At 55.9% G+C, this 14,131-nt stretch carries 12 protein-coding genes; 9 read left to right on the top strand and 3 right to left on the bottom strand.

Features of this window, described 5'->3' with window-relative positions; translation table 11 throughout:
• Positions 1-89 precede the first annotated feature (89 nt).
• From rnm to Q1L34_RS15405, 7 genes are all read left to right on the top strand, one after another.
• A complete protein-coding gene (gene rnm / locus Q1L34_RS15435) occupies positions 90-953 on the top strand; it encodes an RNase RNM (RefSeq protein WP_004861003.1) in 864 nt (287 codons plus the stop codon).
• A 15-nt stretch (positions 954-968) separates the two neighbouring features.
• Entirely contained in the window at positions 969-1,589 is a 621-nt protein-coding gene (locus tag Q1L34_RS15430; protein ID WP_004861005.1) for an L-threonylcarbamoyladenylate synthase, read from the top strand.
• Between the two features lie 201 nt (positions 1,590-1,790).
• The gene (locus Q1L34_RS15425; RefSeq protein ID WP_048024428.1) at positions 1,791-1,976 is read left to right on the top strand and encodes a diguanylate cyclase; all 186 of its coding nucleotides are present in this window, start codon (positions 1,791-1,793) and stop codon (positions 1,974-1,976) included.
• Between the two features lie 284 nt (positions 1,977-2,260).
• Entirely contained in the window at positions 2,261-3,142 is an 882-nt protein-coding gene (gene rluB / locus Q1L34_RS15420) for a 23S rRNA pseudouridine(2605) synthase RluB (protein ID WP_004861010.1), read from the top strand.
• A 180-nt stretch (positions 3,143-3,322) separates the two neighbouring features.
• Positions 3,323-4,684, top strand: coding sequence for an MFS transporter (locus Q1L34_RS15415; protein WP_032717284.1), 1,362 nt, complete (start codon positions 3,323-3,325; stop codon positions 4,682-4,684).
• A gap of 16 nt (positions 4,685-4,700) precedes the next feature.
• Entirely contained in the window at positions 4,701-7,052 is a 2,352-nt protein-coding gene (locus Q1L34_RS15410) for a beta-glucosidase (RefSeq protein WP_327204140.1), read from the top strand.
• Between the two features lie 24 nt (positions 7,053-7,076).
• The gene (locus Q1L34_RS15405; protein ID WP_015584569.1) at positions 7,077-8,051 is read left to right on the top strand and encodes a helix-turn-helix transcriptional regulator; all 975 of its coding nucleotides are present in this window, start codon (positions 7,077-7,079) and stop codon (positions 8,049-8,051) included.
• Here Q1L34_RS15405 and cobO read toward each other — a convergent pair.
• Together cobO and Q1L34_RS15395 are read right to left on the bottom strand one after the other, a co-directional pair.
• Positions 8,023-8,613: a cob(I)yrinic acid a,c-diamide adenosyltransferase gene (gene cobO / locus Q1L34_RS15400; protein ID WP_004861019.1), complete on the bottom strand. Its 591-nt coding sequence runs from the start codon at positions 8,611-8,613 to the stop codon at positions 8,023-8,025. The two genes, Q1L34_RS15405 and cobO, sit on opposite strands and share 29 nt — an antisense overlap.
• Positions 8,610-9,371 (bottom strand): YciK family oxidoreductase, encoded by a 762-nt coding sequence (locus Q1L34_RS15395; RefSeq protein ID WP_004861022.1) that lies wholly within the window; start codon positions 9,369-9,371, stop codon positions 8,610-8,612. The genes cobO and Q1L34_RS15395 overlap by 4 nt, the downstream gene beginning before the upstream one ends.
• Before the next feature lie 254 nt (positions 9,372-9,625).
• Here Q1L34_RS15395 and sohB point away from each other — a divergent pair, with 254 nt between their 5' ends.
• A complete protein-coding gene (sohB, locus tag Q1L34_RS15390) occupies positions 9,626-10,672 on the top strand; it encodes a protease SohB (RefSeq protein WP_015584568.1) in 1,047 nt (348 codons plus the stop codon).
• 94 nt (positions 10,673-10,766) lie between these two features.
• On the opposite strand, the gene Q1L34_RS15385 is transcribed toward sohB, so the two are convergent.
• On the bottom strand, positions 10,767-11,018 hold the full coding sequence (locus tag Q1L34_RS15385) for a YciN family protein (RefSeq protein WP_004861030.1): 252 nt from the start codon (positions 11,016-11,018) through the stop codon (positions 10,767-10,769).
• A gap of 413 nt (positions 11,019-11,431) precedes the next feature.
• On the opposite strand from Q1L34_RS15385, the gene topA reads away from it, so the two are divergent.
• Positions 11,432-14,029, top strand: a complete 2,598-nt coding sequence (gene topA / locus Q1L34_RS15380) for a type I DNA topoisomerase (RefSeq protein ID WP_004861033.1) — start codon at positions 11,432-11,434, stop codon at positions 14,027-14,029.
• The last annotated feature ends 102 nt before the right edge of the window (positions 14,030-14,131 follow it).

Here is a 14,131-nt window from a genome sequence, read left to right as displayed (position 1 = left end):
AGGAATAAAGTCAACCCCTGTTTGCAGATTTTCTCCGCGAGTCGTTATGATAATGCGCTAATTTAAGTCCATGTCCAGCAGGAGTCTCTTTGAGCGACACCCATTACGCAGTGATTTACGATCTGCACAGCCACACCACCGCCTCTGACGGGCGGCTGACTCCGGAAGAACTGGTTCATCGCGCTCACCAGATGCGCGTCGGGACGCTGGCGATTACCGACCACGATACCGTGGCGGCGATTCCCGCCGCTCGCGCCGAAATCGCCCGCGCCGGCTTACCGCTCACGCTGGTGACCGGGGTGGAAATTTCAACATTGTGGGAAAACCACGAAATTCATATTGTCGGGTTGAATATTGATATTGCGCACCCGGCGCTGACCACGCTTCTGGAAGAGCAGAAGGCGCGTCGCCAGCTGCGCGCGCAGATGATCGCCGAACGGCTGGAGAAAGCGCGGATTCCAGGCGCCTGGGAGGGGGCCATGAAGCTTGCCGACGGCGGCGCGGTAACCCGCGGACATTTCGCGCGTTTCCTGGTGGAAGCCGGCTATGCCAGCAATATTGCCGACGTTTTTAAAAAATATCTCGCCCGCGGGAAAACCGGATACGTTCCGCCGCAGTGGTGTACAATAAAACAAGCGATTGATGTCATTCATCATTCTGGCGGCAAAGCGGTTATCGCCCATCCCGGGCGTTACGACCTCTCCGCCAAGTGGCTGAAACGGCTGTTGGCCCACTTCAGCGAGCAGGGTGGCGATGCGATGGAACTGGCGCAATGTCAGCAGGCGCCCCATGAACGTACGCAGCTTGCCGCGTACGCCGTGCAGTTTGGTCTTCTGGGTTCGCAAGGCTCTGATTTTCATCAGCCTTGTCCGTGGATCGAGCTGGGCCGCAAACTTTGGCTACCCGCTGGTGTGGAAGGGATCTGGCACAGCTGGGAAACGGCCGCAGAATAAAATTGAGAGGGAAGTATGAGCCAGTTTTTTTATATCCATCCGGACAACCCGCAGGCACGGTTGATTAACCAGGCGGTGGAGATTGTGCGTAAGGGTGGGGTGATCGTTTATCCCACGGATTCCGGTTACGCGCTGGGCTGTAAGATTGAAGATAAAGGTGCGATGGAGCGTATTTGCCGCATTCGTCAGCTGCCTGATGGCCACAACTTCACGCTGATGTGCCGCGACCTGTCTGAGCTGTCGACCTACGCGTTTGTCGATAACGTCGCGTTTCGCCTGATAAAAAATAACACCCCGGGCAACTACACGTTTATCCTCAAGGGGACCAAAGAGGTACCGCGTCGCCTGCTGCAGGAGAAGCGTAAGACCATCGGGATGCGCGTGCCGTCGAACCCGATAGCACAGGCGCTGCTGGAGACGCTCGGCGAGCCGATGCTGTCGACCTCGTTGATGCTGCCCGGTAGCGAATTCACCGAATCCGACCCGGAAGAGATCAAAGACCGGCTGGAGAAACTGGTGGATTTGATTATCCACGGCGGCTATCTTGGCCAGCAGCCGACCACCGTCATCGATCTGACCGAAGATGCGCCGGTGGTGCTGCGTGAAGGCGTCGGCGATGTGAAGCCATTCCTGTAAACCTCTTCTCTCCGGGCGGGACTTTCGCGACCGCCCGGCCCAGCCTCCCGCCCAATGTTTATGTGAAGATAACATTCATGTTGCGGTGGATTCTTAGCATCAACGCTATGATATTGCCAGCCTCGCTACGGTATAGCGATCCGTCTCGCGCTCACAGTCGGGTGCTTGAAGGCCGGCGTAAAAAGCCGGAAGAAGATTCACGTGCCGCTGATTGCCGAGGGGATTGAAGACGAAGCGGTGAAGCTGCAGCAGTTGGGCTGCCAGAAAGCTCAGGGAGACTATTTTCACCGGCCGGCGGAGTTCGCCAGTTTCCGCTGTGAAACGGGGGTATTTTATTATCAGAATGACGAGGGGAATGACGGAGCGAAAGAGGAAAAATCTGCCTGAAACGGCGGCGGTCAGCAGGATAAAAGAGACAATCTGGCGCATAATGGAGGCGAGGTGCCGACGATATGCAGAGATGTCGCCAGGCGATTGAAACGCGAAGAAGCATTCATTTTCAAGTTAGTGTAGAATGGCCGCCCACGTATACGGGCGCGTCCGGCTTCTGCGGAAGATAGCGACGGCCTTTGATGCAAAAAGTAGCTACAGAACAATAGGTTATAAATATTAACCTGTTGTTTTATAAAGTATACCAGACGCCTGGGAAGGCGACACCTTAAGGAAGCTCAATGAGCGAGAAATTACAGAAAGTGCTGGCCCGCGCTGGCCACGGCTCCCGCCGTGAAATTGAATCTAAAATCGAAGCTGGCCGGGTCAGCGTCGATGGTAAAGTCGCCACCCTCGGCGATCGTGTAGAAGTGGTTCCTGGTTTAAAAATTCGTATCGATGGTCATCTGATTTCGGTGAAAGAGTCCGCTGAGCAGATTTGCCGCGTCCTGGCCTATTACAAGCCGGAAGGCGAACTCTGTACGCGTAACGATCCTGAAGGTCGCCCGACGGTGTTTGACCGTTTGCCGAAACTGCGCGGCGCGCGCTGGATTGCGGTGGGGCGTCTGGACGTCAACACCTGCGGTCTGCTGCTGTTCACGACCGATGGCGAACTGGCAAACCGTCTGATGCACCCGAGCCGCGAAGTGGAACGTGAGTACGCCGTGCGTGTATTCGGTCAGGTTGATGACGACAAACTGCGTCAGCTGTCGCGCGGCGTGCAACTGGAAGATGGCCCGGCGGCGTTTAAAACGATTAAGTTTGCCGGTGGCGAAGGGATTAACCAGTGGTACAACGTCACGCTGACCGAAGGGCGCAACCGTGAAGTGCGCCGCCTGTGGGAAGCGGTTGGCGTGCAGGTCAGTCGCCTGATTCGCGTTCGCTACGGCGATATTCCGCTGCCGAAAGGCCTGCCGCGCGGTGGTTATACCGAGCTGGATCTGGCGCAAACCAACTACCTGCGTGAGCTGGTTGAGCTGCCTGCAGAAACCACCTCGAAAGTCGCGGTAGAGAAAGATCGCCGCCGTATGAAGGCGAATCAGATTCGTCGCGCGGTGAAACGCCATTCTCAGGTGGGGAACAGCAACAACCGCCGTTCGGGCGGAAGTCGTAGCAACGGCTAATCTGATTAAATCCGGCGGGCACCCGCCGGATTTCTCTGCGCTACCCTCCTTGCATGTGATTCCTTTCACACTTCTGCATAAAGACAAAAAACAGGAAACGCCCGGACAAATAACGCAAAGTACGGTTTCTGCTATCGCCATATACTGTCGACACTGATTACAAAAACAGGTAGCCAAAAAATGGATACAGCAGGAAAGTTATCGGCAAGCTATGTCGTTATCGGCGTGAAAGAGAAAATAGGTTACGGCTTTGGTGACTTTGCTTCCAATTTATCTTTCGGTTTTGTCTCTCTGTTCTTACTGTTTTTTTATACTAATATTTACGGCATCAGTGCGGTGCAGGCCAGTCTGATATTTGTTATAGCCCGGGTTATTGATGCCATTTTTAATATTCTGATCGGTTTTGCTATTGATAAAACGCACAGTCGGTATGGCAAACTACGTCCCTGGTTATTATATGGAGCAATACCTTTAGGGTTTTTAACGGTGTTGTGTTTTGTCCCCTTTGGCGGTGAGGCGAAATTTTACTTTGCGCTGATCTCTTATACGCTCTATTGCCTGGCGTATACCTCGGTCAATACCCCCTATTCGGCGCTAACTAATCGTCTGACGCAACATGAAGCTTCTCGTTCATCGCTGTCGGTATACCGGTTTGTGCTGGCGATTGTCGGTTATCTCATTGTTTCAACCACCGCTGATATGCTGATCTCGCCCTTTACGGATAAGCAATCAGGGTATGTCTTCGCGGTCTCTTGCTTTGCGCTGCTGGCAACCTTTTTGTTCCTCGCCTGTTTCGGCATGACCCGTGAACGGGTGGGCGAAGAGGAGGAGACTCCGGCGCCATCGCTGCGGGAAATGCTGCGGGCGGTGATGGGCAATGCGCCGCTGCTTAATTTATCGCTGTTCACCGTGTTCTTCTATATTGCCTATACCGTGTGGATGGCGATTGCGATCTATTTTATTAAGTACATTATCGGTAGTGAAGGCTATACCGCCACCTTTTTCCTGATTCAGTCAGGGGCCTATATTGTCGGTACCGTTATTTCAGAAAAAGCGATAGCGCTGATGGGCAAAAAGAGAATGACGCTGGTGGCACTGCTGATCGGTACGTTGGGGGTGCTGATGCAATATTTTGTTGCCGGGCATAACCTGTGGCTGATTATGACCGGGGTGTGTCTCTACAGTATTACGCTGGGGATGGGATTTGTCGCTATGTGGTCAATGATTGCAGATACCGTGGAATATGCCGAGTGGCATCATGGTGTGCGTACAGAAGGCGCAATTTATGGTTTTTTCAACTTTATTACCAAAATTGCGATGGCGATCGGCGGCGGCTGTGCGGGCTGGATGCTGGACTACTATCAATATGATGCCGGCAATATTAGCGCCAGCGCAATTAACGGGATTAATATTCTGATGACGTTATTCCCAGGCGCAATGTTTGCCATCAGCGCGATATTTGTCGGATGTTACTCGCTGGATGAAAAAACGTATCGCGAGATTGTTCAGAAAATTAGCCTGCGTAAACAGAATGCGCTTTAACCTCAGGGAGCCAGAGATGAATACCGAATTGAATACCCTTATCGCGGCGATGACCGCAGAAGAGAAAGTTGCGCTGTTGACCGGGAGCGGGCTGTGGCGGACGGCATCCCTGCCACAGCACGGCATCGCTGATATCGTGATGACCGACGGTACCTACGGCGTGCGCTACAGCAGCGCGCAGATCGACGGCGACGAAAAATGGAGTATGGACGACTTTATCTCGGTGATCACGCAGACCGCCGACCGGGTCAACGGGGAAGAACCCGCGGCAAAGGGCGGCAGCGAAGCGCTGTTCAGTTCGTCGTTGCCGGCGACCTGTTTTCCCAACGGATCCAGCCTGGCCTGCTGCTGGGACGTCGATCTAGTGTATCAGATGGGGCAGGCGCTGGGGCGTGAATGCCAGCAAATGGGCGTAGGGATTCTGCTGGGGCCGGGAATCAATATTCGCCGTACGCCGCTGGCCGGACGAGGCTACGAATACTATGCTGAGGACCCGGTAGTCAGCGGGGATATTGCCGCAGCGCTAATCAACGGTCTGCAGCAGGAAGGGGTTGGCGCCAGTCTGAAACACTTTGCGGCGAATAATTCCGAATACCGGCGCACCGAAATGGATTCGATCATCGACGAACGGGCGTTACGCGAAATCTATCTGGCCGGTTTTCAGCGGGCCATCGCCAAATCCCGTCCGTGGACGGTGATGTCCTCTTATAACCGGCTTAATGGCGTGCAGACATCGCAGGATCCTTTTTTACTCACTCAGGTATTACGCGATGAGTGGGGCTACGATGGAGTGGTGATGTCCGACTGGTATGGCATTAAGGACCGGCCGGCATCCCTGCTGGCGGGGAACGATCTGGCCATGCCGGAAACCCGCCGCGATAAGCAGACGCTGATGGCGGCGATTCACGCCGGTGAAGTGCCGATGGCGGTAGTCGATCGCGCCTGTCTGCGGATGTTGACGCTGCTGGATAAGGTTCAGCGCCATCGTCGTCCGCAGACGCAGGCCGATTTCCCGGCGCATCACGCGCTGGCGCAGCAGCTGGCGGCGGAATCTATCGTTCTGCTGAAGAATGACGATAACCTGCTGCCGCTGCGGGCGGAATGTACCCGCCGGATTGCCGTTCTCGGCAAACCGGCGCAGGAGCCGGTGATTCAAGGATCGGGCTGCGCGACCACGGTACCCTGGCTGCTGGATCGCCCGCTCGATGAAATTTTTGACCTCGCCGGGGATGAGTTCAGCGTCTCCTGGGCCATTGGCGCCCCGGACGACCTGCGCAGCGATCCGCAGGCGCTGGCAGAAGCGCGAGCGGTGGCTCAGGCGGCGGACGTGGCGATTATCTTTGTCAGTACCGCCGTCGGCGAAGACGGTGAAAACGGCGATCGTCAGGATCTGAATATTCTGGCGGTACATGAGCAGCTGATTCGGGAAGTGGCAACGGTTCAACCCAATATCGTGGTGGTGCTGGCGAACAGCGATGCGGTGGTGATGCCCTGGCTTTCCGAATGTAAAGCGCTGCTGGAAACCTTCTTCGCCGGGCAGGGGATGGGCCGCGCCGTGGCCGAGATTCTGTTCGGTAAACGTAATCCCTGCGGCAAGCTCACGGTCACCGTACCTGAGACCCTTGAAGAGACGCCCGCCTGGCTGCATTATCCCGGGGAAAACCTGCGTCATCATTACGGAGAAGGGCTGTTTGTCGGCTATCGCTATTATGATAAACGCCGCATGACGCCGCGGTTTCCGTTTGGGTTCGGCCTGAGCTACACCCGCTTTGCCTGGCGCGATATCCAGCTTTCGGCGTCGCGCGTCGGGCCCGATGAGACCCTCACCGTCTCTTTCGAACTGACCAACTGCGGCGAGTGCGAAGGCAAAGAGATTGTGCAGCTGTACGTCAGCGCGCCGGTCGGGGAGTTGATTCGTGAAGAGCAGGCGCTGAAAGGGTTCTGTAAAGTGTCGCTCGCTGCCGGAGAAACTCGCCGCGTCACGCTCCAGCTGCCTGTCGCTGAGCTTGCCTGCTATCATCCCGGGCTGGCGGATTGGGTGGTAACGCCCGGGCGCTGGCAGATTCGCCTGGGGAGCTCCTCTCGCGATCTGGCGCTGAGTGCCCAGGTCGAGGTGGACTGTCCGCCGCGCTATGTTCCGCTAAGTGATGATAACTCGTTGCAGCAGTTAATCCAGCAGCCGGAGGCGTTCGCGCGGGTGGTGGCGCTGATTGCCCGTAAGAGCCAGCGGCCGCCGGCGCAAATCCGCGAACGGCTGATCCAACTGGCGCCGGACCTGTTCTGCGGGCTGCTGATCGCGCTGACCGAGTTTTTAGCGCTTGATATTGACCGCGATGAGCTGAATGCCGCGCTTAAAGGGACGGAATAATCGTCCCGCGACAGGAGATGATGCGTGTTTCCATTTTCCGTGACACATCCACGTTCGGCGACAGAGACCGGGCGGCATACGGCGAACAGCGGCTATGAGCTGATTGCCTTTGATGCTGAAAAGCTCAATGTTTTTGCGGCCGAGGTACGCTACTGCGAACCTCACTGGCACCCGGCACCAGAGCTTATCACCGTTCTGAGCGGGCGGTTTTCTATTGTCGTCGGCCAGCAAAGCGTGGAGATGGTTGAGGGAGACATGCTCTACATCAACGCCGAGGCGGTGCACTCGCTGCGTGCGGAAGTGGCGGGGAGTTCGCTGGTGACCGTCCAGTTTTCCCCCGGTTTGTTCGATGAGCTGCACCCGGCGCCGGTTCTGACCTGGTGTACCCGGGGGCGCAGCCAGAGCGCGGCAGACCGACAGGTCCTGCAGTGCCTTTGCGACCTGCTCGCTCAGCTGATTGATAACCGCGCGCCGTTCCAGCGTATCGCGATGACCTATTTGCTGCTCGATGCGCTGGTACAGGCCGGAGAACCGGCCACCCAGGTGGAGAGTTCACTGCGCGAAGAGGCGATGATCAAGAAAGGGATCGATTTTATTAATCAGCACTTCGACCAGCCGCTGACCCTGAGCGAGGTAGCGAATCATAGCGGTATGAGCTATTCGTGGTTTTCGCGCCTGTTCAAAAAGGTCAGCCGGCATAATTTCAAAGAGTATCTCACCCTGGTCCGGCTGAATAAGGCGAGAACGCTACTGCGCGATACCCGCACGCCAATTACCGAAATCAGCCACAGCTGCGGCTTCCAGGAACATAAGTACCTGATTGCCGCCTTCAATAAATACTGTGGTCTGACGCCGACGGAATACCGTAAGCGCTTTGTTTCGCGGCAGAACATGATTGAAAGCGCGCTGGCGTTGGGAGAGGACTGCCTGTGTCTGCCGCTGAATCATGCGCTGCTGGCGCGGCTGACGCTTAGTAATCAATCCCCATCTGGGCTTTGATACCGGCATCGAATGCGTGCTTAACCGGCCGCAGTTCGCTGACGGTATCGGCCAGCTCGATGATCTCCCGGTGGCAGCCGCGCCCGGTGATAATCACCGTCTGCTGTAGCGGGCGATTGCGCAGTGCGGTGAGAACCGTCTCGAGCGGCAAATAGTCGTACGCCACCATATAAGTCAGCTCATCCAGCAGCACCATATCCAGGGATTCGTCGGCCAGCATCCGCTGCGCGTGCTGCCAGACGGCAAGGCAGGCCGCCGTATCGCTTTCACGATCCTGGGTATTCCAGGTAAATCCGGTGGCCATCACCTGAAACTCGACGCCGTGCGGCTCCAGCAGGTTACGCTCGCCGTTGGGCCAGGTGCCTTTGATAAACTGGATGACGCCCGCTTTTTTCCCATGTCCGATAGCGCGGGTGACGGTACCAAAACCGGCCGTCGTTTTGCCTTTTCCGTTACCGGTGAACACGATAACAATACCGCGTTCTTCCTGCGCTGCCGCCACGCGGGCATCAACTTTGTCTTTTACCCGCTGCTGGCGTTCACGGTAGCGTTCATCACTCATTGTGCAATTCCTGGTTTACGCCCTGGCTGGGCATCGAAGGTCATTCCCGTCTTGCGACGGCTGTCATCGCCCATCAGCCATAAATAAACCGGCATAATATCGGCGGGGGTTTTGAGCTTTTGCGGATCTTCCGTCGGGAAAGCGTTAGCGCGCATTTTGGTGCGCGTTCCGCCTGGATTGATACAGTTAACCCGCAGATGACGGCTCTGGTACTCTTCGGCCAGCACCTGCATCATCCCTTCCGTGGCAAACTTGGAGGCCGCATAGGCGCCCCAGTTGGCGCGTCCCTGGCGGCCGACGCTGGAAGAGGTGAAGACCAGCGACCCCGACTCCGACTTGAGTAATAAAGGAAGCAGTGCCTGGGTCAGCATAAAGGTGCCGTTGACGTTGACCTGCATCACCTGCTGCCAGACTTCCGGCTTTTGCCGATCCATCGGACAGACATCGCCGAGCAAACCGGCATTGTGCAGTACGCCATCGAGGCGCGGGTAGTGGACGCCGATCTGCTGCGCCAGCTGCTGGCACTCCTGCGGCGTGCAGGTTAACAGATCCAGCGTGAACCAACGTGCCGGAAGCCCGCCGGCCTGGTCTATTTCTTGCGCCACGCTGCGCAGTTTCTCTTCGTTACGACCGACCAGCACCACGCTTGCGCTGTAGCGGGAATAGGTCAATGCGGCTTCGCGGCCAATACCGTCGCTGGCGCCGGTCACCAGGATAATGCGATCTTTTAATAAATGATGCTGCGGTTGATAGTGCACGGCGACTCCTTAGGCAATCTGCTGACGATCGCGCGTTGTATTCGGTCTCATACTTTTGCGTTTTATGCCTGAAACAGCCGGGCATTGCAATCAGCGAAAGGGAAACTCTTTGCGGAATGAACATCTTGCAACGATTTCATCGTCGCTGAAAAAAACGGGAAGGGGCCTCGCGCACCACACAAAGCGCAGAGACTTCGTCACGCAGGCTGATGTACACTGTGCTTCAACGTCAGTGGTTTGCACAAGGTGAATACGTGGAATTACTTGCTCAATATGGCCTGTTTTTGGCCAAAATCGCGACCGTTGTCGTCGCCATTGCGGTTATTACCGCCCTCATCGTTAACCTGACCCAGCGGAAGAAACAGCGCGGGGAACTGCGGGTAACCAATCTCAGCGAGCAATACAAAGAGATGCGGGAAGAGCTGGCGGTTGCGCTGCTTGATGGTCCGCAGCAAAAGGTGTGGCACAAAGCGCAAAAGAAAAAGCACAAGCAGGAGGCGAAAGCGGCCAGGGCGCGGGCTAAGCTCGGGTCTACGGAGCCAAACAGCAAGCCGCGTGCCTGGGTGCTGGATTTCAAAGGCAGTATGGACGCCCACGAAGTCGCCAGCCTGCGCGAAGAGATCACCGCGGTTCTGGCGGCGGTAAAACCGCGCGATCAGGTAATCCTCCGTCTGGAAAGCCCCGGCGGTGTGGTTCACGGCTACGGCCTCGCGGCATCACAGCTGCAGCGGCTGCGTGATAAGCAAATTCCCTTAACCGTAGCGGTGGATAAAGTCGCGGCCAGCGGCGGTTACATGATGGCCTGCGTGGCGAACAAAATAGTGGCTGCGCCGTTCGCCATCCTGGGCTCTATCGGCGTGGTTGCGCAGATCCCTAACCTGCATCGCTTCCTGAAGAACAAAGATATCGATATCGAACTGCATACCGCCGGGCAGTACAAACGCACCTTAACGATGCTGGGTGAGAATACTGACGAAGGCCGGCGTAAGTTCCGTGAAGACCTGAATGAGACTCACCAGTTGTTCAAAGATTTTGTCCACGAGATGCGGCCGTCGCTGGATATTGAGGCCGTTGCAACCGGTGAACACTGGTACGGAGTTCAGGCGCTGGAGAAAGGGCTGGTGGACCTGGTGGAAACCAGTGACGAACTGCTTCTGGGGCTGATCGACAATCACGATGTGATCGGCGTTCGTTACCAGCAGCGTAAAAAAATGCTCGACCGTTTTACCGGCAGCGCCGCCGAAAGCGCCGACCGTCTGCTGCTACGCTGGTGGCAGCGAGGGGAAAAGCCGCTGATGTAATCAGCGTACGTGAACAAAACAACGCGAGGCAACTGCCTCGCGTTGGCGTTTTATGCCCGATAAATAATTGATGCCCGCTAAATAATAAGAGGGCTTAATCGGTCAGATGGTATTTCTCTGACAGCGCGTGCGCGAGGTATTTGAACATATTGAATACCGCCGTACTCTTCGCCGTTGGCAGGCCTTGCTCATCAAGATAAAACTCGCCGCTGAATACCAGCACGCCGTTACGCTGAGCGACGTCGGTAGCTTCGATCCCGGCTAGCGTATCTTCATGTTCACGAATGAGTTTGTTGGCTATTTCAAGCAGCGACTGGCGATCGATAGGTTGGGTTGTACCTTGCATAAGTGACTCCTGTGATTCTTCGTCCGCTAGTTTACGCCGCGCGGCGAGATGGGGCAAATTTTCCATTCAGAGTACAGGGTTAATGGCAAAGCTCTAAGAAACATGACTTTACTGGCGGGATTTGCTTTTGCATGCTAATAAAGTTGCGTAACGAATTTTATCAGGTACAGTGTGACGCTTTCGGCGATCTGGCAACAGATTTGCTTGACATTCGGCCAAAAATTCTTCGTGCTATGTCACCTGACGAGCAAAAGTCAGTAAACTCAGCTATCTGGTTTTATGGATGTGAAACTGGACGTGCAAAGGGTTGATATCCATCGACGGCGTCGCAACATTTGACGTACGTCGTCAGCGGATGGTGAATCAAAATGTGCGATGTATTCCTGGATGAATCAAATTAGGTAAAGGTGAATATGGGTAAAGCTCTCGTTATCGTTGAGTCCCCGGCAAAAGCCAAAACGATCAATAAGTATCTGGGTAATGACTACGTGGTGAAATCCAGCGTGGGTCATATCCGCGATTTGCCGACCAGTGGCTCAGCTTCCAAAAAGAGCGCCGACTCTACCTCCACCAAAGGGGCTAAAAAGCCTAAAAAGGATGAACGTAGCGCTCTGGTCAATCGTATGGGTGTAGACCCATGGCATGACTGGGATGCTCAGTATGAAGTACTTCCGGGTAAAGAAAAGGTAGTTTCAGAACTCAAACAGTTGGCGGAAAAAGCCGACCACATCTATCTCGCAACCGACCTTGACCGCGAAGGGGAAGCTATTGCATGGCACCTGCGGGAAGTGATCGGTGGAGATGAAAAACGCTATAGCCGCGTGGTGTTCAACGAAATCACCAAAAATGCGATCCGTCAGGCTTTTGACAAGCCGGGCGAGCTGAATATCGATCGTGTTAACGCCCAGCAGGCGCGTCGCTTTATGGACCGCGTCGTGGGCTACATGGTTTCCCCGCTGCTGTGGAAAAAAATTGCCCGCGGTCTGTCCGCAGGCCGCGTTCAGTCGGTTGCCGTACGCCTGGTCGTGGAACGTGAACGCGAAATTAAAGCGTTCGTGCCGGAAGAGTTCTGGGAAATCGACGCCAGCACTACCACGCCGGGCGGCGATGCTCTGCCGCTGCAGGTGACGCATAAGCACGACAAGCCGTTCCGTCCGGTAAACCGCGATGAAACTATGGCTGCCGTTGCGCTGCTGGAGAAAGCCAGCTACAGCGTGCTGGAGCGTGAAGACAAACCGACCAGCAGCAAGCCTGGCGCGCCGTTTATTACCTCGACCTTGCAGCAGGCAGCCAGCACTCGCCTGGGCTTTGGGGTGAAGAAAACCATGATGATGGCGCAGCGCCTCTATGAGGCCGGCTACATCACCTATATGCGTACCGATTCAACGAACCTGAGCCAGGATGCGCTGAGCATGGTTCGCGGCTATATCGGCGATAACTTTGGCAAAAAATATCTGCCAGAGAACGCCAACCAGTACGCCAGCAAAGAAAACTCACAGGAAGCGCACGAAGCGATTCGTCCTTCTGACGTGAACGTGATGGCCGAAGATCTTAAAGGGATGGAAGCCGACGCGCTGAAACTGTATCAGCTGATCTGGCGCCAGTTCGTCGCCTGTCAGATGACGCCGGCGCAGTACGATTCCACCACGCTGACCGTCAAAGCCGGCGACTTTAAACTCAAAGCGCGCGGCCGTACCCTGCGGTTTGACGGCTGGACCAAAGTGATGCCGGCGCTGCGTAAAGGCGATGAAGATCGGACGTTACCGGTCGTCAACCAGGGCGAGAGCCTGAGCCTGGTCGAACTGACTCCGGCACAGCACTTTACCAAACCGCCTGCGCGCTTTAGCGAAGCCTCGCTGGTCAAAGAGCTGGAAAAACGGGGTATCGGCCGGCCGTCTACCTATGCGTCGATCATTTCGACCATTCAGGATCGCGGCTACGTGCGGGTGGAAAACCGCCGCTTCTACGCCGAGAAAATGGGTGAGATTGTCACCGATCGCCTGGAAGAGAACTTCCGCGATCTGATGAACTACGATTTTACCGCGCAAATGGAAGATCGCCTCGATCAGGTGGCGAATCATCAGGCCGAGTGGCGTCAGGTACTGGACCACTTCTTCGGTGACTTCACGACTCAGCTGGAAACGGCGGAGAAGGATCCGGAAGAGGGCGGCATGCAGCCGAACCCGATGGTGCTGACCAGCATCGACTGTCCGACCTGCGGTCGCCAGATGGGGATTCGCACGGCCAGCACCGGGGTATTCCTGGGCTGTTCAGGCTATGCGCTGCCGCCGAAAGAACGCTGCAAGACCACCATTAACCTGGTGCCGGAAAACGAAGTGCTCAACGTGCTGGAAGGCGACGATGCCGAAACCAACGCGCTGCGTGCCAAGCGTCGTTGCCAGAAGTGCGGCACGGCGATGGACAGCTACCTTATCGATCCTAAGCGCAAGCTGCACGTATGTGGTAACAACCCGACCTGCGACGGCTATGAGATCGAAGAGGGCGAGTTCCGCATCAAGGGTTACGACGGCCCGGTGGTTGAGTGTGAAAAATGTGGTTCTGAAATGCACCTGAAAATGGGGCGTTTTGGTAAGTACATGGCCTGCACCAACGACGAATGTAAGAATACGCGCAAAATTCTGCGTAACGGCGAAGTCGCTCCGCCGAAGGAAGATCCGGTTCCGTTACCGGAGCTGCCGTGTGAGAAGTCGGACGCCTTTTTCGTCCTGCGTGATGGTGCGGCAGGTGTTTTCCTTGCGGCAAACACCTTCCCGAAATCGCGTGAAACTCGTGCGCCGCTGGTGGAAGAGCTGTACCGCTTCCGCGATCGCCTGCCGGAGAAACTGCGTTATCTGGCCGACGCGCCGCAGCAGGATCCCGAGGGTAACAAAACGCTGGTGCGTTTTAGCCGTAAAACGAAGCAGCAGTACGTCGCGTCAGAGAAAGATGGCAAAGCGACCGGTTGGTCCGCCTTCTATATCGACGGTAAATGGACTGAAGCGAAGAAGTAAGCGTAGTACTCTCTGTGAAGGGCCGCGATGCGGCCCTTTTTCTCACTGATTTCCCTGCCTTATTCGCCATTCTTTGACGCCGGACGGCGGCCTTATAACCAG

The organism is Klebsiella ornithinolytica, assembly GCF_030505655.1.
GTDB classification, from domain to species: Bacteria; Pseudomonadota; Gammaproteobacteria; order Enterobacterales; family Enterobacteriaceae; genus Klebsiella; species Klebsiella ornithinolytica.
This window is presented reverse-complemented; position numbering and strand designations above follow the sequence as displayed.